We start from the raw sequence: 16,920 nt of genomic DNA, 5'->3' as shown, positions 1-16,920 counted from the left end.
CACTACGGCTCCGCCAGCTCCTGTGGAGAGGGGGCGCGAAGCCAGATGCGATTCTCGGGTTTGAGCCAGTTGAAAAGCTTCTCCCCATATATCCGATCGGGCCAGCACAGACGCGTTTCGACTTCGAGAGCCGCTTTTTGTGGACCGGCAGGGAAAAGCCAGGACGGGAAGGACTCCACGGCGGCGATATATGTCGGCAAATAGCGATCGTGGTTATGCTTGCGGTAAACGGTCAGCAAGTTGCAGTCGCTGATGGAGAATCGAGGCGTCGTCAGCGTGTCGTAGAGTTCGAGCGCGGGCGATATGGCGCTGATCAGGACAACGAGCGCGCCCGAGGCCAACGCCAGCCAAGCCCGCGACAAGAAACATTCAATCAGCAGCGCATTGTAGCCGAAGGCCAGGAGCGCCCGCGGCGCGATCGAAACCCGCTGCGTGACGTCATTCATATAGCCCATGCTGAAGAGCGGAATCAGCAACAGGAGAATGACCGAGATCGCAAGGACCGGCCGAAACCAGGCTCCGATCCTTTTCCAGAACAAGAAGACGACCGCGATCTGCGTCAGGCCGAAAATCACGAGCAGAAGATATTGATCCAGAAATCCTTCATCGAAGACCTGGAGGCGATGCGGCACATCCTCTGCGCCGGCCCGAAGATAGGCGAGGACCGGTAGAAACCCGGCCGCGCACATACAGGCGAGCGCGACTCGCGGCCGCGCGATCTCGCGAGGCGAGAGCAGCGCAAGGGGGATAAAGATCAGGACGCCGCCCATAAGGGCGAGCGGCGACCACAACAAAAGCGGCAAGCTCGCCGCCGCGAGAGCGGCGAGGTCGATCTCCCGGCGGACATAGAGTCCGGCGAGCGCCGCAAACCACCAGCCTGGCAACGCATGGGGCGGCGCCCAAAAAAACTGCGCGAGATTGGGCGGAAAATAGCCGATGTCGACCCAGAAGGCGGGGACACGCAAGAGCGACGCAGCCCCGGTTTTCAAGAGAACGGGAATGCTGTCGAGCCCGCTGAAACAGACAAACAAAAAGATGAAGGCCAGCCGGCCGCGCGGCCAGACGAGCGTGACGGCGTAAAAGAAAGTCGAGAGCAGGCCCGTGGTCTGCGCCGCCATCGCGAGATGCGCGGCCGGAAGGCCCGCGATCCTGCCGATTGCGGCTGGAAAGAGATACATGCCGAGCGGCGCGCGGAGTATGAAATCGCCGCCTTCGTGATGATAGAGGACAGGCATGGAACGGCCGACGAGGTCGGCGAGCACGGCGTCGCGCCCGAGCCAATCATCTTTCGAGAAGAACAGATGCCCCTCGCCGCCCAGCAGCGTCAGCAAGAGCGCGACGGCCGCGCAGGTCGCCAGCCAACGCCACTCCACCGGCCGTTGCAGCGCGGCCCCGAAATTGCCGCCGGCGAAGAGAATATTTACGGCGGCGACGCCTCCGAGAACGAGAAGCGCCGGCAAAAGCGAGAAGCTCGATGCGAGCAGCACAGAACTTGCCGAGGTGAAACAGACGGCGCTCGCGACGACATGCCAATTTTTCAACCGTTCCTCCACGAATCCGCGGAGAAACCTATGGCTTAGCCTTTAATGATCCGTTCAGGCGGCAAGAGAGCGAGCGACGCAGCCGCGGCGCAATTGCCGCTCGCCGCCGCCAAGGCATTCGGCGCCTCGAGGAAGTCAGCGAAATCGAGATATGCGCGATTTTGCAGATTTGCGAGCCGCGCAACGAGGGCGCGGCCAATCCCCGCGCCGACAAAGGGCGCTCCCGCAAAAACAGCGCCCTGCGACGCCTGTAGGGCGATCTGATCTTCGATCGCGCGTAATTGCGCTCGCGCGAAATAGTCGGCCAGGGCCTCGATCTGCGCCGACGACAGATCGAGCCCATCGCGGCCGACGAGACGGGCGAGTCGCGCGCGCGACGCGGCAATGGTCTTCGGCCGCCCGTCGGCGGTCGGCGACATGTCCGCGTCGCTCTCCCCTTCGGGCAGATCGCCGAGAACCCGCCGCACGTCCGCCATGGAGGCGAAGGCCTCGTTTACGAGCGGCGTCCAACACCCGTCGACGGGAGCGTGCTTCACATAGGCTTGCGGCGCGCCTCGCGAAAAGCCCGCATAGGCCAATTCGCCATGACAAAGCCGCTCGGCGTCGGAGTCGCCCAACGCGCTGACGCGGCCGTTGTGAATCGGAACGAGGTCCGTGGTCGTCGAGCCGATGTCGATGAACAGCGCCTCGCCGCACTGCCGCGCTACGAGTTCGGCGCTTGCCCGCCAATTGGCGGAAGCGATGGATCTGGCCGCGTCCGCGACGCGGGCTCGCGGCACCAATCCAAGGGCGCCAGCGTAGAAGAGTATATCGCCGCCTATTTCATGTGCGGCGATGGCGGCGACCGAGACGACCCCATGCGTTCGATCTTCGAAGGCGTCGGAAAGCTCCGCCGTCATGGTGATACGGTGCTGCGCCGCCGGGCCCAGGCTCGCGAGCGTCTCACGTATCGGCGCTTCCAGATGCGCAAGGCCGAGATGCGGCGCGCAGGCGCGCTGCGTGATGGCGACCAGCCGCCCGTTTTCCGCCCGCGCCGCTTTTACATGGGCGCCGCCAATGTCCCATCCGATGATCGCAGTCATGCGTCGATCTATGCCATTGAGCGCGACAAAACAAAAAGGGGAGCCGCAAGGGCTCCCCTTCGAATCGAGGCCTGCTCAACCCTTGGCCCGAAATCAGTTCGGAGCGAAGGGGTGCTTGGCTTCGTTGCGCTTGGCGACGACTTCGGAGGCCTTCGGCTCGCCGCGAACGGCGCGAGCGATGGCTTCCTTCGTGGCCTGATAGTTGTAGTCCTGGATCTTCTTGTCGTCGCTGGCGTCCCAGTGGATGAACACGCCGACCGAGATGAACAGGTCGTCGGCTTCCGAAACCGGGATCACGCCCTCGGCGACCGAATCCGCAACGGCCTTGGCGACGCCGTGCTGGGCCGGGCCGAACATCTGGACGGCCTGCTTGGCGCCCTTGATGGTGACCTTGTTGAAGAGGATCGTGTTCGGCTTGCAGAGCAGGTTCGGCGCAACGACCGCGAGCAGCGTCGTGAAGCCGTCCTTGTTGTTGACGAGCGCATTGGCGAAAGCCAGCTCGGCGGCCGAGCCGCGCGGACCCATGATGAGGTCGATGTGAGCGACTTCGTTGCCCTCGCCGACGAGCGACTCGCCGACCAGCATCTTGTTGATCAAAGCCATGTGCGTTTCCTTTCAGAGAAACCTGACAACCCCGCCGCAGGGCGGGCGTTTTTGGAAGAAACCGTGCGCGTGAGGCGCCGGCCTTGAGAAGCGCCGCAGTCTCTCCCGCGGCGCGCACTCAACCAGTTTCGTGCGCCGGCGCCAAGCTTGGCCGACGGCACGCGAGAATCAGACGAGCTGACGCGCCAACGCGAAGGCGTGGCGGAAATCGAGGCAGAGCGGCTTGTCCGAAGTGACCATCTGTTTGAAGAGGCCGGACTCCGTGCCGTATTTCACATTGCCGATCGCGAGCGCGCCAATGCCCAGCGCGCCATGCGCGGAGACGACGACGCCATTGTCGTGCAGGCCACAGCCCTCGACGCCGAGCGGCGGCACGGCGTTCACGTCGGCGGCGATCAGCAGGTCCTTGGCCGCCGAGAGGTCATCCTTTGAAAGCACCTGCACGCCCGCGCGGGCGGCGCAGAGCGCGATCTCATGCTTCATCAGCAACTCGCGCACCATTTCGTGGCTGCTGCCGTCCGCCGGCGTCACCTTGATGTTGAAACGCTTGTTCATTTCGTCGGCCTGCTTGGCGACGCGGTCGAGGCCGCTGTAGCCGACGATCGTCACCTCGGCGCCTTCCAGCGCCGCGATGACCGCAGAGGAATAGCCCACGACGCCGGTCGCGCCGTAAATGACGATCCGGGCTCCCTTCAGCTCGCGGTTCTTCTTCTCGCGCAGCACCTTCTCGGTGCAGGCGACCATCGCGCCGGCGGTGGTGAAGGAGCCATAGGGGTCGGCAAAGAGCGACACTTCGAAGGGCTTCAGCAGCGCCTTCTTGGCCGCCTCGAGCATGTCGAGGGCGAGCACCGCGTCGCGGCCCGCAAAGAAGATGCCGGTCTTGAGGGCGGCGGAGGGCGCGCGGGAGAACATGGCGTCCTGCACCAGCGCGGTGACCTCGTCGAGCGTCACATTTGTATAGGGAATCGCGGCGTCGTAGCCGGCGTCCAGGGCCATGTTCACGTCGAAGGGGCTCATATGCTTCAACGTGCTCAGCATATGGAGAATTGCTTTGGCCATAGGAATTTCCCCAACCTTTGTCATTTCGGCGCAGCGCCCCGGGCAATGTGGGAGCGTGGCGGGAGGACAGGCTTCGGCTCTGTCGATTTTCGATGATTCCGGGCGACTGAACGACGCGGGCGCGCCTGGACCCGCCCGGAGCGACGATGAGGCTTAGAGCCCAGAACGCCGCCAATGTCCAGAGGCCATCGCGCCGCAGCCCCGCTTTACCCCCGGCTCGCGTCAGTTCGGCCTTTCCGCCCGGTTGACGCTCGCGGCGCTTTGCTCTTATAAGGCTCGCGAACAGGGCTCGGCGCAGGACGGCGGGCCTTTTCTTGTCGTTTCCACCCATCCGCCGGCGACGTGCGGGCATTATGCTCTCCCGGCGTTTGGAAGCGCTACACTGGTTTGAAAGGAAGTTCCATGTCCCGGCGTTGCGAGCTGACTGGCAAGGGCGTGCAGACGGGCAATCTCGTCAGCCACTCCAATCGCAAGACGCGCACGCGTTTCCTGCCCAACCTCGTCAATGTGACGCTGGCCTCTGAGGCTCTGGCCCGCTCGGTGCGTCTGCGCATCTCGGCCGCCGCGCTGCGGTCGGTCGAGCATCGCGGCGGCCTCGACGCCTTCCTGGCCAAGGCCCGCGTCGATGAGCTGTCGCAGGGCGCTCGCGCGCTCAAGCGCGAGATCGAGAAGAAGCAGGCCGGCGCGACCGCCTGAGTCTCGTCTTCCGCACATAACGGTTGCAGCTCGCCCCGTCGCCAGTCTGGCGGCGGGGCTTTCTGCATTCACCCCCTGCGCCGCGACGCCGCCTGTTCATGAGCGCGCAGCCCCTTAGCTATCCGCGTGAGCGGCGGAGCGAGGAGCCTGCGATGGCCCATTTCATGTTCAGCACGGGGATAGAGAACAGCTGTCCGACGATCCAGCACGGCCGAAAGCGAATCGACGAGATGGAGCTTTGCGGGCATTACCGGCGCTGGCGCGAGGACTTCGAGCTGGTGCAGGACCTCGGCGTCAGAACGCTGCGCTACGGCCTGCCGCTGTGCCTCACCTGGCTCGGTCCCGACCGTTATGACTGGGAATTCGCCGATCTGACCTTCGGCGATCTCGAGCGGCGGGGAATCATTCCGATCGCGGACCTTTGCCATTTCGGCGTCCCGGACTTCATCGGCAATTTCCAGAACCCCGACTTCCCGCGTCTCTTCGCGCGCTACGCGCACGCCTTCGCCAAACGCTTTCCCGCGGTGCAGCTCTATACGCCGATCAACGAGATGTTCGTTTGCGCGACCTTCTCCGCCGCCTATGGCTGGTGGAACGAGCAGATGACGACCGACCGGGGCTTCGTCACGGCGCTCAAACACATCGTGAAGGCCAATGTACAGGCGATGCACACGATCCTCGCCGCGCGGCCCGACGCCATCTTCGTTCAAAGCGAATCGACGGAATATTTCCACGCCGAAAACCCCGCTGCGATCGGTCCGTCGGAGACGCTCAACGAGCGGCGATTCCTCTCGCTCGATCTCAACTATGGCCGTCCGGTCAATTCCGAGATGTTCCGGTTCCTGATGGACAACGGCATGAAGCTCGAGGAATACAAGTTCTTCATGCAGCGGCATCTCAAGAGCCATTGCATCATGGGCAATGATTACTACGGCGCCAATGAGCACAATGTCTCGGCGGATGGAAAGACGACGTCGTCCGGCGAGATTTTCGGCTACAACGAAATCACCCGCCAATATTACGAACGCTACCGCCTGCCGGTGATGCATACGGAGACGAATACGGCCGAGGGTCCGCGCGGCGACGAGGCGGTGCGCTGGCTACGCAAGGAATGGGCGAATGTGCTGCGCGTCAGAAACAGCGGCATGCCCATCGTCGGCTTCACCTGGTATTCGCTCACGGATCAGATCGACTGGGACGTTGCGCTTCGGGAGGCGCGCGGCAAGGTGTGCCCGCTCGGTCTTTACGATCTCGACCGCAAACCGCGCGCCGTCGGCCTCGCCTACAAGCAGCTCATCAAGGACTGGCGCGAGGTGCTGCCCGCGCAAAGCGTCTGTCTCACCGTGCCGCTCGCGCCCTATGGCCACAGGCAAGCGCCATGCCCCGCGCCCGCGCAGGCAACGGAACAGGCCCAGCCCCATTAAAATCGACCGGCTCCGGTTGCCCGCCGCCTGCCGCTTCTCGAATTAAAAGGCGGGCTGACTCTGTCTCCCGCAAACGAAGAGGGCGCGGATGCCGGCTTCCCTCGCACAACATGGCGAACCAGTCGTCGTCGTCACCGGCGCCTCCGCCGGCGTCGGACGCGCCGTCGCCGTCGCTTTCGCCCGGCGCGGCTGTCGCGTCGCCTTGCTCGCGCGGAGTCCCGAGGGCCTCGACGGAGCGGCGAAGGACGTCGCGGCGGCAGGCGGCGAAGCCTTCGAGCTTGTCGCCGACGTCTCCAATCCCGACGACGTTTTCGCGGCTGCCGACGCCGTCGTCGCCCGCTGGGGACGCATTCATGTGTGGGTGAACGACGCCATGGAGACGGTCGTCGGACCTGTGGACACGATCACGCCGCAGGAATTCCGACGGGTGACCGAAGTGACCTATCTCGGCGCGGTGCATGGCGCGCTCGCGGCTCTGCGTCACATGCGCGGGCGCGACGAGGGCCATATCATCCAGATCGGTTCGGCGCTTTCCTATCGCGCGATTCCGCTGCAATCGGCCTATTGCGCGGCGAAGTTCGCCATCCGGGGCTTTACGGATTCGCTGCGTGCCGAACTCCTGCACGACAGGAGCGGCATTCGCCTCACCATGGTTCAGCTGCCGGGCGTCAACACGCCGCAATTCGACTGGTCGCACATGCATTTCTCGCATCGTCACCAGCCGATCGGCTCCGTCTATGAGCCTGAGGCGGTGGCCGAGGCGGTCGTCGGCGCCGTCGAGGCGCGGCGCGCGCCGCGCGAACTCTGGCTCGGGGCGCCGACGGTCCAATCCATCATCGGACAAATGATCGCGCCCGGCTTTCTCGATCGCTATCTCGCGCGCAACGCCTATGAAAAGCAGATTTCCATCGACCCGGTGCGTCCCGGCGATCCCGACGAGCTCATCGCGCCCGACGACAGGGACCATGGCGCGCGCGGTCGCTTCACATGGCGGGCGAAAGATAGCCTGATCGCCGTCGACCCGGCTTATTTGCGTGGTGGCGGATTGCTTGCGGCGCTCGGCCTGCTGGCCGGCGCCTTTTTCTGGGGGAGGAAGACGGGCGGCTCAGCGAGAACGCGCCCCGCCCTCTCCCCATCCCTCCCCCGCATGGCGGGAGAGGGCTCGCGGTCGCGGGGGTTTTGAACTCACCCCCTGACGTCGGGCGGCGTGGCCTCTTGCGCGAGAAGTGTCAGCGCCTCGTCGATGCCGAGCTGGGTCTGCTGCTGCGAGCCGAGGCGGCGCATGGAAATCGTGCGCTCGGCCGCCTCCTTCTTGCCCGCGACGAGAAGCACCGGGACCTTGGCGTGCGAGTGTTCGCGCACCTTGTAGGTGATCTTCTCGTTGCGCGCGTCCACGTCGACATTCATCCCGAGCTTGCGCGCGGCGGCCGCCACCTCATAGGCGTAGTCGTCGGCCTCCTGCGTGATCGTGCAGACGACGATCTGGAGGGGCGACAGCCACAGCGGCAGATGGCCGGCGAAATGCTCGATCAATATGCCCGTAAAGCGTTCCAGCGAGCCGAACATGGCGCGGTGGATCATCACCGGCGTCTTCTTCTCGCTGTCCGCGCCGATGTAGAACGCGCCGAAACGGACCGGCAGGTTGAAGTCGACCTGGGTCGTGCCGCACTGCCACTCGCGGCCGATGGCGTCGCGCAATGTGTATTCGAGCTTCGGCCCGTAGAAGGCGCCCTCGCCTTCCTGCACGCTGGTCTTGAGCCCGCGCCGCGCGAGTTCCTCCAGAACGCGCCCGAGGGCGGCTTCCGCCTTGTCCCAGGCTTCGTCCGAGCCGACGCGCTTCTCGGGGCGCGTCGAGAGCTTCACGACGACATCCTCGAATCCGAAGTCCCTGTAGATCGTCAGGATGAGGTCGTTGATCTTCAGCGCCTCGTCCATGATCTGGTCTTCCGAACAGAAGATGTGCGCGTCGTCCTGGGTGAAGGCGCGCACGCGCATCATGCCGTGCAACGCACCCGAAGGCTCGTAGCGATGCACGATGCCGAACTCGGCGATCTTAACGGGCAGGTCGCGATAGGACTTCAGCCCGTTCTTGAAGATCTGCACATGTCCGGGGCAGTTCATCGGCTTGATCGCGAAGACGCGCTCGTCCTCCGTCTTGGTGACGAACATGTTCTCGCGATAGGTCTGCCAATGGCCCGAGGTTTCCCACAGGGCGCGGTCCAGCACCTGCGGCGTGTTCACCTCCGTATAGCCCGCGGCCTTCTGCTTGCGCCGCATGTAGGAGACGAGCGTCTGGAACAGCGTCCAGCCTTTCGGGTGCCAGAAGATCGCGCCCGGCCCTTCTTCCTGGAAATGGAAGAGATCCATCTCACGCCCAAGGCGCCGATGGTCGCGGCGCTCGGCTTCCTCCAGACGATGGAGATAGGCGTCGAGCTCTTCCTGTGTCGTCCAGGCCGTGCCGTAGATGCGGGAGAGCATGGGCTTGGTCGAGTCGCCGCGCCAATAGGCGCCCGCGACCTTCATCAGCTTGAAGGCGTTGCCGATCTTGCCGACCGACGGCAGATGCGGTCCGCGACAGAGATCGAGCCAGTGGCCCTGCTTGTAGACGCTCAGCGGCTCGTCCGACTTGATGCTGTCGATCAGTTCGCCCTTGAAGGTTTCGCCCTTGGCGACGAACCATGTCTTGGCGTGATCGCGGTCCCATTCCTCGCGGACGATCGGCGCGTCGCGTGCGATGATCTCGCGCATCTTCTTCTCGATCGCCGGGAGGTCCTCCGGCGTGAAGGGCTCGGCGCGATGGAAATCATAATAGAAGCCGTTCTCGATCACCGGGCCGATCGTCACCTGCGTGCCGGGATAAAGCTCCTGCACGGCCTCGGCCAGCACATGGGCGGCGTCGTGGCGGATGAGCTCCAGCGCGCGCGGATCGTCGCGCGAGACGAATTCGATTCTCGCGTCCGTGCGGACGGGCTTCATCAGATCGACGAGTTCGCCGTCGAGCGTCATGGCGACCGTGCGCTTGGCGAGGGACGGGGAAATGCTCTTGGCGATGTCGAAGCCCGTGACGCCGGGATCGAACTGACGGGACGCCCCGTCGGGGAATGTAACCGCAACCATGTATCGCTCCTGTCGCGCTCAATCGCCGACACGGATCGGCGTAAGTCGCTTGGCGGTGGGAAGGAGCGAGTTTTAACGCTTCGTCGGCGCCGACGCAATCAGCCGGGGACGCGGCGGAAGCGGCGTCCCCCGCGTCGTTGGATCAGTGGCTGCCCTCGAGATGGATGCCGTGATGGTGATGCGCGCCCCAATGGGCGCATCCCTTCTTCTCCTCAAGGCGGCCGTTCTTGTGCTTGGCGCGATCGTCCTTCATTCGGCAATGCGTGTGTGCGCCGGCCCCGATGTGACGGGCCGTGGCGGGACCCGCCCAGGCGAAGGCGCCAAGAGTCGCAAAAGCGATGAGAGCGTTGCGCATGTTTTGTCCTCAAAAGACTTCCGCCCAGCCGCCCAAAAGCCAAGCTTCATGAATTTTCGTATCGCTCTCGTGTGACAAATCTGCAAAACGCGCCGGCCCCCCTCTGGCCGACGTTGCGCGGACGGGGATTTATTCTTCCTCGTCCTCGCCTTCCCTGTGCGATTCGGAGACGGCCGAAGCGACGTCGGCGACGGACAGGAACTCATCCTTGTCGACATCCCTCAAAATGTCGCCCAGACGCTCGGAGCTTTCCTTCGTCCAGTGAACCTCCTCCTTGCCGTGCTGGCGGATCAGATCCTCCTTGGAGATCGGGAAGCTCGTCCCGTGCAGCGCCTGTGTCACCGACGCCACGCCGAAAGCGAAGCCCTTGGCGGGACCCTTGTGGCCGCTGCCGCGACCTTCGCCCGTGTTTTCGGTCGTTCGTGGCATGAGCCTTCTCCGCTTTAGTGCTTCTTGCCCTTGCCGGATGAGCCTTCGGCCTTCTTGCCTTCCTCAATGAGCTCCTTCACGCGCTGGCCGCCCTTGTGGCCGAGCTCGGAATAGCCCTCGGGCCCGAGTTCTTCCTTTCGGATCTCGCCACCCATCTTGCCGGCTTCCTTGACGGTCATCGGTCCCTTCGGCGCCGATTTTCCGCCCTGCGACCCTGTCTGTTTCTGCGGCATGACTTTTCCTTTCGCCGTTACGGCGAAACCATCTCGTTCAGGCTTCGCCGTCCTCCTCTTCTTCGTCCTGCGTGTTCTCGATGTCTTCGCCGGCGTCCTCGCGCTCGGCCTCCTTGCCCTCCCTGATCAACTCCTTCACGCGCTGCCCGCCCTTGTGGCCGCCGAGCCGTCCCGCCTCTTCGACGGTCATCTGACCGCGCCGTGTCGGGGGCTTTTCGGGTTCAGTGTGCTTTTGCGGCATGTTCGCCTCCTTGGGTGAGCGGGCGGCTCAGTGGCGTGACCTCGACTTGCCGCCCTTCCCGGCGCCGCCCGCGCCTTCCGTGCGCTTGCCTTCCTCGATGAGCTCCTTGACGCGCTCGCCGCCCTTCTTGCCGCCTCTTTCGCCGCCCAGATGGCCGGCCTGCTCGACAGTCATCTGTCCCTTGCCGGATTTTCCCGGCCTCTGCTCAGTCTGCCGCTGCGCCATGTCGCTCTCCGTTCCGCCAAGCATGTGGCCAAGTGCGCTTCGCCGAACGCCCGCTGTCAGTGGCGCGGTTTGCCGCGGGGCCTCTCCTCTTCGGATTCCTCCATCCCTTCGCCTTCGGCTTCGGCGCGCTTGCCCTCTTCGATGAGCTGCTTCACGCGCTGGCCGCCCTTGTGGCCGAGTTCCGAATAACCTTCCGGGCCAAGCTGCTCCTTGCGCGCCTCGCCGCCCATCTTGCCGAGTTCCGAATAGCCTTCGGGACCGAGTTGCTCCTTGCGCGCCTCGCCGCCCTTCTTGCCCATCTCGGAATAGCCTTCGTGCCCGAGCTGCTCCTTGCGCACCTCGCCGCCCATCTTGCCGATTTCCGAGTAGCCTTCGGGGCCGAGCTCTTCCTTGCGGACTTCGCCGCCCATGCGGCCGGCTTCCTGAACCGTCATCGTGCCCTTGGGCTTGTGCGCGCCCTTCTCGCCTTCCGTTCCATGTGTGCGGGCCATAGTAACCTCCCATTCGACATCGCGCTGGAGTTCTCGGGAACCTTGCGGGCCCCTGCCGAAACGAACGCCCGAGCGCATGTTCCGGGCCCCGAGGGCCGCCTGCCGGCCAGCGCCATTGTCCGTGCCGAGCGGCCTTTCGCCTGGGTGCTCGGACGCCGGCGTTCCAGCCTCTGAAACGCCGGTCATCCGTCGCCAGACCATCGAGGCGATCAGCCCTAGATCGTTTGCGCGCAGAGCATGGGAAGTACGTACGAACACCTAGAGGCACCCAAATCTACACTTTCAAGAAAAACATAGGCTTGGAGAAAAAGCAGACCCTCGCGCCGGCGTCGGAAAGCGACGGAAGCGCAGGCGCGTGAGCGACGATTTGCCGCTTGGGCCGGGCGCTATGTCCTACCTTCATCATTTCCTGTCGGGCGGACAGGGAAAACGGCCGCCGCGGACGGCGCGGCCCGCGACCTTTTGCCGATGTCGCGCGTTAAGGCGCCATGAGCCCCACCGACGCGCCGCGCCAGACGACCAAGCTCGGGGCGTACAGAAGAGCTTTCGCCTATTTCGCTCCTGATTGGCCCTGGATCGCGACGCTCGTGGCGCTCATCGGCGTCTCGGTTGGCGTCGGCCTGCTGGAAGCCTGGCCGCTCGCGATCCTCGTCGACACGGTGCTCGCCGAAGACCCGAAACGCGGCTGGCTGCACGGCTACTTTCTGGCCGTTCTGCCGAAGGACAGGATCGGCCAGCTCTTCGGCCTCGTCGTCATCGGCCTGGCGCTACAGGTCGTCGGCTATTCGGCCTGGATGGGCCGAATGATGATCAATTATTATCTCAACTACTGGGGAACGACGCGGGTTCGCGCCGATCTTTTCGGCAAGCTGCAACGGCTCGATCTCGGCTACCATCAGACGCGCCCGCAGGGCGACTCCATCTACCGGCTCACGACCGACGCCTTTGGCCCCTGGGGCATCGTCGACATCATCATCGGCACCTCGGTCGCCGCCGTCACGCTGACCGTGATGACGACGATACTTCTCTCGCGCAGCCCGCCGCTCACTTTCGCGGCCTACTCGGTCGCGCCGCTCATCCTGTGGAGCAACTGGCGCTTCGGCATGAAAATTCACAAGCGTGCGCTTGAGTCGAAGCAGGTGGACGCGGACCTCACCGCGCACATCCAGCAAGCGATCACGCGCGTGCCGCTGGCGCAGGCTTTCCGGCGCGAGCCATCCGAATTCGAGCGCTTCGAGCAGGCCGTCGCGCGCAGCGTGAAGGCGCTGCTGCGGCTCAATTGGCAGGAACAGCTTTATCCGCTGGCGCGCGACCTCATCCTGTCGCTCGGCAGCGCCATCATCCTCGGCTATGGCGGCTGGCTCGTCTACCGCGACCAGTTTCTTGCGCCCGTCGCCGGCGGCATGACCGTCGGCGCGCTGATGATCTTCATGGATTACCTGCGCAAGCTGTGGGACCCGCTGAAATGGCTCGCCGAGTTCTTCTCCAAGGTGCGCACGTTCGAAGCGGCCGCGCGTCGCGTCTTCTTCGTGCTGGACACGCCGGAGGCGATCCGGGACAGGCCGGACGCGGCGCCGCTGCCGCCCAAGCCGCGGCTTCTCACGCTCGACCACGTCACCTTCGGCTATCTGCCGGGCCGCGTCGTCCTCGACGACGTCACCGCGACCATCGCGCCGGGCGAGATGGCCGCCTTCGTCGGACCGAGCGGCACGGGCAAGAGTTCGCTCCTGAAGCTGATGCTGCGTTTCCACGATCCGTTGGGAGGCGCGCTACGCCTCGACGGGCAAGACATCCGCGACGTGAAGCTTGCCGACCTGCGCGCGCATTTCGCTTTCGTGACGCAGGAAAATCTCATGCTGCCGGCAAGCGTCGCCGAAAACATCGCCTATGGCCGGCCCGCAGCCAGCCGCGGCGACATCGAACGCGCCGCGGCGCTCGCGGGCGCGGCGGCGTTCATCGACGCCATGCCCCAGGGCTATGACGCCATCCTCAGCGAAGGCGGCGCCAATCTTTCCGGCGGCCAGCGTCAGAGGCTCGCCATCGCCAGAGCCCTGTTGAGCGAAGCCCCGTTCCTCGCGCTCGACGAGCCGACGAGCGCACTCGACCCGCAAAATGAGATGATGCTCGTGGGCACGCTGCACCGGCTGAAACGGCGTCGCACCATCCTTCTCGTCACGCACCGGCTGAACTCCGTGGTGGATTGCGACCGCGTTTTCGTGATGGACGCCGGCCGCATCGTCGAGCGGGGAACGCATGCCGAGCTACTGGCGCGAAACGGCGTCTATGCGTGCCTCTGGCGACAGGAATCGAGCGAGACGGCGCCCGAACCCCAACGGCCGTTCGCCGTCGCCGCCGCGCCCGGCCGCAAGGCAAAAAAGCGCGTCATCGAGCAATAAACGGGCCTTTTGCAGGGCGTTAACTTTCTTCACCCGCGACTTCTCGCATGGGTTGTATCTATACCTTGGCCATTTCTCGATGCCCGAGCGCGCCCTAGGGCGCATTGCCGACAATTTTACTTGTCCGGCTAAAGGTCTGGTGAGAGCTGCCGCGCTAACAATTCGGGCCAGGGGGTAAGTCCTCGATAACCACGCCGCAGCTTCATCCGCAGGATGGGAAAAGCGGCGAATTGCTCGGGCAGGAGCAGGATATGAAGCAGCAGGTCTCGAAAGAACTCCACGATTATTGGCGTAGCCTGAAAGGCGCCCGTCTCGCGCCGGAGCGCAATGACATAGAATTCGGCGCGATCCGTCGTCTGCTCGCCAATGTGTTCATTCTTCAGATCGACTGCTCAGGCCGGTTTCCATTGAAAATGTGCGGCACGCGCATCAACGCATTGTGGCTCGACGAGCAGAAGGAACGGTCCTTTCAGGAACTCTGGGATGAGCGCAACCGCGCGGCCATTGCCTCGACGCTCTCCGCCGTGACGGATGAAGCGCGCCCTGTCGTCATCGGCGCCCGCAACGGCGCCGGCGACAGGCCGCGGCTCGATCTGGAGATTTTGCTTCTGCCGCTGCGCCACTTCGGCAGAACGCATTCCCTTGTGCTGGGCTCGTTCGCCCTGGCCAATGAGCCGGACTGGCTCGGACGCATGCCGGTTGGCCCCTTGCAGATTCAGTCCTTGCGCGTCCTGGGGTCGGGGGAAACGTCGTTGAAGCTCCCTGCCCGCCGTCCCCGGCTCGTGCTGCATGAAGGCGGCAAGGCCGGAGACCTCTTCGCCTGACGCCAGCCGGGCGACGCGCGCAGCGAAAGGAGGCCCGAGGACGTCAATGCAGTCCGGGCGCCTCCTGTCCCGTGCGGGCCACATATTCGGTGTAGCCGCCTTCATATTTATGCAGCCCCTCGGGCGTCAGCTCGAGAACGCGGTTGGAGAGCGCCGCGAGAAAGCGCCGGTCGTGCGAGACGAAGAGCATGGCCCCTTCGTAGCCCGCGAGCGCGGTGATCAGCATCTCCTTCGTCGCAAGATCGAGATGGTTCGTCGGTTCGTCGAGGACAAGGAAATTCGGCGGGTCGTAGAGCATCTTCGCCATGACGAGCCGCGCCTTCTCGCCGCCCGAGAGCACGCGGCACTTCTTCTCCGAATCGTCGCCGGAGAAGCCGAAGCAGCCCGCGAGCGTGCGCAGCGACCCCTGCCCGGCTTGCGGAAACGCGTCCTCGAGCGTCTCGAAGACAGTGCGCTCGCCATCGAGCAACTCCATGGCGTGCTGCGCGAAATAGCCCATCTTCACGCTGGCGCCGATGGTCACGTCGCCAGCATCCGGCCGCGCGGCGCCCGCAATCAGTCTCAGCAGCGTCGATTTGCCAGCGCCATTGACGCCCATGACGCACCAGCGCTCGCGGCGCCGCACGGCGAAGTCGAGGCCCTCGTAGATGCGGCGCGCGCCATAGCCCTTGTGGACGTTCTTGAGAGTGGCCACGTCCTCCCCCGAGCGCGGCGCTGGCGGGAAATCGAAGAGGATCGTCTGCCGGCGCCGGGGCGGCTCCACCTTCTCGATCTTCTCGAGTTTCTTCACGCGGCTCTGAACCTGCGCCGCATGAGACGCGCGGGCCTTGAAGCGCTCGATGAACTTGATCTCCTTGGCCAGCATCGCCTGCTGGCGCTCGAACTGCGCCTGCTGCTGCTTGTTGGCAAGGGCGCGTTGCTGCTCGTAGAACTCGTAGTCTCCCGAATAGGTCGTGAGCGCGCCGCCGTCGATCTCCACGATCTTGTTGACGATGCGGTTCATGAATTCGCGATCGTGCGACGTCATGAGCAGCGCGCCCTCGTATCCTTTCAGAAATTCCTCGAGCCAGATGAGGCTTTCAATGTCGAGATGGTTGCTCGGCTCGTCGAGCAGCATGGCGTCCGGGCGCATCAGCAGGATTCGGGCGAGCGCCACGCGCATCTTCCAGCCCCCGGAGAGCGCGCCGACGTCGCCGTCCATCATCTCCTGCGTGAAGTTCAGGCCGGCGAGCACCTCCCGCGCGCGGCCCTCCAACGCATAGCCGTCGAGCTCCTCGAAGCGCGCCTGGACTTCGCCATAGCGCGCGATGATCTCGTCCATGTCGTCGGCCTGGTCGGGATCGGCCATCGCCGCCTCGAGCGCCTTCAGCTCGGCCGCGACCTCGCTTACGGGTCCGGCGCCGTCCATGGCCTCGGTCACGACGCTGCGGCCCGCCATTTCGCCGACATCCTGGCTGAAATAGCCGATCGTGAAGCCCCGCTCGGCCGAGACCTGCCCCTCGTCGGGAAGCTCCTGCCCCGTCATCATGCGGAAGAGAGTGGTTTTGCCAGCTCCGTTGGGACCGACGAGTCCGGCTTTTTCGCCTTTCAGAAGCGTCGCCGAGGCCTCGATGAAGAGAATTTGGGAGCCATTCTGTTTGCTGATGTTTTCGATACGGATCATCGGCCCTTCGCAGGACGGAGAAAAAGACTGACGGAGAGGCCGCCCTGCGCTGGGCATGCGGCGGCCGACAGGGACGAGGGCGCCCTGCCTCGCGCCCCCCAGGCGCGGCTCAGGCGGTAAATTCGTCGGAACCCTTGAAGTCCTCGATGGTCCAGCCGCGCTCGATCAGGACCGACTTCACCCATTGCGGCGGATGCGCGCCGCGGCCCGACCAGGTCTCGCCGCTGACGGCGTTCCTGTATTTGGCGGCGACAGCCTTTCCCGACCGCTCGGCGGGCTTCTTCTCCTTCACCGGCTTGCCGTCGATTTCAGGGAAGAGGTCGACAAGGTCGAGACCCGCGTTCTTCAGTTTCTGCTCGATGTCCGCCCGCAGATTTTCCCTGTGCGCCTCCCTGCGCCGCTCGAGCTCCTCATTGGCGCGATGGATCAGGGACAGAATCTCAAGGTCGGACAGGCTCGCGAACTCATCACTCATCTTCACAACTTTTCTATCGGTGGCTATTGAACCCTTCCTATTCGAGGCCGCCGGGAAATCAAGTTT

18 protein-coding genes are annotated in these 16,920 nt (G+C 64.4%); 5 read left to right on the top strand and 13 right to left on the bottom strand.

The annotated features are described in order from the left end of the window. Positions 1 to 2 precede the first annotated feature (2 nt). The 4 genes from WOC76_RS08745 to WOC76_RS08730 form a co-directional block, all read right to left on the bottom strand. The gene (locus tag WOC76_RS08745) at positions 3 to 1,541 is read right to left on the bottom strand and encodes a hypothetical protein (RefSeq protein ID WP_341107537.1); all 1,539 of its coding nucleotides are present in this window, start codon (positions 1,539 to 1,541) and stop codon (positions 3 to 5) included. A gap of 35 nt (positions 1,542 to 1,576) precedes the next feature. Beyond that, positions 1,577 to 2,623: a hydantoinase/oxoprolinase family protein gene (locus WOC76_RS08740; protein WP_341107538.1), complete on the bottom strand. Its 1,047-nt coding sequence runs from the start codon at positions 2,621 to 2,623 to the stop codon at positions 1,577 to 1,579. Between the two features lie 93 nt (positions 2,624 to 2,716). Continuing rightward, positions 2,717 to 3,226 (bottom strand): formaldehyde-activating enzyme, encoded by a 510-nt coding sequence (fae, locus tag WOC76_RS08735; protein WP_341107539.1) that lies wholly within the window; start codon positions 3,224 to 3,226, stop codon positions 2,717 to 2,719. Between the two features lie 168 nt (positions 3,227 to 3,394). Continuing rightward, entirely contained in the window at positions 3,395 to 4,285 is an 891-nt protein-coding gene (locus WOC76_RS08730) for an NAD(P)-dependent methylenetetrahydromethanopterin dehydrogenase (protein ID WP_341107540.1), read from the bottom strand. A gap of 402 nt (positions 4,286 to 4,687) precedes the next feature. Between WOC76_RS08730 and rpmB the strand changes: the two genes are divergently transcribed. The 3 genes from rpmB to WOC76_RS08715 all read left to right on the top strand — a co-directional run bounded on the left by rpmB (position 4,688) and on the right by WOC76_RS08715 (position 7,588). Next, positions 4,688 to 4,981 carry a 50S ribosomal protein L28 gene (gene rpmB / locus WOC76_RS08725; RefSeq protein WP_341107541.1) on the top strand — a complete coding sequence of 98 codons (294 nt, stop codon included), beginning with the start codon at positions 4,688 to 4,690 and terminating at the stop codon, positions 4,979 to 4,981. A 152-nt stretch (positions 4,982 to 5,133) separates the two neighbouring features. Further along, the gene (locus tag WOC76_RS08720) at positions 5,134 to 6,405 is read left to right on the top strand and encodes a family 1 glycosylhydrolase (RefSeq protein ID WP_341388009.1); all 1,272 of its coding nucleotides are present in this window, start codon (positions 5,134 to 5,136) and stop codon (positions 6,403 to 6,405) included. An 88-nt stretch (positions 6,406 to 6,493) separates the two neighbouring features. Beyond that, positions 6,494 to 7,588 carry an SDR family oxidoreductase gene (locus WOC76_RS08715; RefSeq protein WP_341107543.1) on the top strand — a complete coding sequence of 365 codons (1,095 nt, stop codon included), beginning with the start codon at positions 6,494 to 6,496 and terminating at the stop codon, positions 7,586 to 7,588. A 2-nt stretch (positions 7,589 to 7,590) separates the two neighbouring features. Here the strand turns inward: WOC76_RS08715 and thrS are convergent, their stop codons facing one another. The 7 genes from thrS to WOC76_RS08680 form a co-directional block, all read right to left on the bottom strand. After that, a complete protein-coding gene (gene thrS, locus WOC76_RS08710) occupies positions 7,591 to 9,522 on the bottom strand; it encodes a threonine--tRNA ligase (RefSeq protein WP_341107545.1) in 1,932 nt (643 codons plus the stop codon). Positions 9,523 to 9,664: 142 nt separating this feature from the next. Beyond that, positions 9,665 to 9,877, bottom strand: a complete 213-nt coding sequence (locus tag WOC76_RS08705; RefSeq protein ID WP_341107547.1) for a hypothetical protein — start codon at positions 9,875 to 9,877, stop codon at positions 9,665 to 9,667. A 129-nt stretch (positions 9,878 to 10,006) separates the two neighbouring features. Continuing rightward, entirely contained in the window at positions 10,007 to 10,306 is a 300-nt protein-coding gene (locus WOC76_RS08700) for a DUF5789 family protein (RefSeq protein WP_341107549.1), read from the bottom strand. Positions 10,307 to 10,320: 14 nt separating this feature from the next. Then, positions 10,321 to 10,539, bottom strand: coding sequence for a hypothetical protein (locus tag WOC76_RS08695; protein WP_341107550.1), 219 nt, complete (start codon positions 10,537 to 10,539; stop codon positions 10,321 to 10,323). Positions 10,540 to 10,576: 37 nt separating this feature from the next. After that, a complete protein-coding gene (locus WOC76_RS08690) occupies positions 10,577 to 10,780 on the bottom strand; it encodes a hypothetical protein (protein WP_341107552.1) in 204 nt (67 codons plus the stop codon). Positions 10,781 to 10,807: 27 nt separating this feature from the next. Next, the gene (locus tag WOC76_RS08685) at positions 10,808 to 11,005 is read right to left on the bottom strand and encodes a hypothetical protein (RefSeq protein WP_341107554.1); all 198 of its coding nucleotides are present in this window, start codon (positions 11,003 to 11,005) and stop codon (positions 10,808 to 10,810) included. Between the two features lie 56 nt (positions 11,006 to 11,061). Continuing rightward, positions 11,062 to 11,496: a KGG domain-containing protein gene (locus WOC76_RS08680; RefSeq protein WP_341107555.1), complete on the bottom strand. Its 435-nt coding sequence runs from the start codon at positions 11,494 to 11,496 to the stop codon at positions 11,062 to 11,064. Between the two features lie 488 nt (positions 11,497 to 11,984). Between WOC76_RS08680 and WOC76_RS08675 the strand changes: the two genes are divergently transcribed. Continuing rightward, a complete protein-coding gene (locus tag WOC76_RS08675; RefSeq protein ID WP_341107557.1) occupies positions 11,985 to 13,892 on the top strand; it encodes an ABC transporter ATP-binding protein in 1,908 nt (635 codons plus the stop codon). A 251-nt stretch (positions 13,893 to 14,143) separates the two neighbouring features. Continuing rightward, positions 14,144 to 14,716 carry a PAS domain-containing protein gene (locus WOC76_RS08670; RefSeq protein WP_341107559.1) on the top strand — a complete coding sequence of 191 codons (573 nt, stop codon included), beginning with the start codon at positions 14,144 to 14,146 and terminating at the stop codon, positions 14,714 to 14,716. A gap of 43 nt (positions 14,717 to 14,759) precedes the next feature. Here the strand turns inward: WOC76_RS08670 and WOC76_RS08665 are convergent, their stop codons facing one another. Together WOC76_RS08665 and WOC76_RS08660 are read right to left on the bottom strand one after the other, a co-directional pair. Next, positions 14,760 to 16,379, bottom strand: coding sequence for an ABC-F family ATP-binding cassette domain-containing protein (locus WOC76_RS08665; protein WP_341431377.1), 1,620 nt, complete (start codon positions 16,377 to 16,379; stop codon positions 14,760 to 14,762). 109 nt (positions 16,380 to 16,488) lie between these two features. After that, the gene (locus WOC76_RS08660; RefSeq protein ID WP_341107561.1) at positions 16,489 to 16,854 is read right to left on the bottom strand and encodes an H-NS histone family protein; all 366 of its coding nucleotides are present in this window, start codon (positions 16,852 to 16,854) and stop codon (positions 16,489 to 16,491) included. Positions 16,855 to 16,920 lie beyond the last annotated feature (66 nt).

This window comes from Methylocystis sp. IM3 (assembly GCF_038070105.1).
In the GTDB taxonomy this organism is placed as follows: Bacteria; Pseudomonadota; Alphaproteobacteria; order Rhizobiales; family Beijerinckiaceae; genus Methylocystis.
Note: the sequence above shows the minus strand (reverse complement) of the source record. Positions and strands in the feature narration are given on the sequence as shown.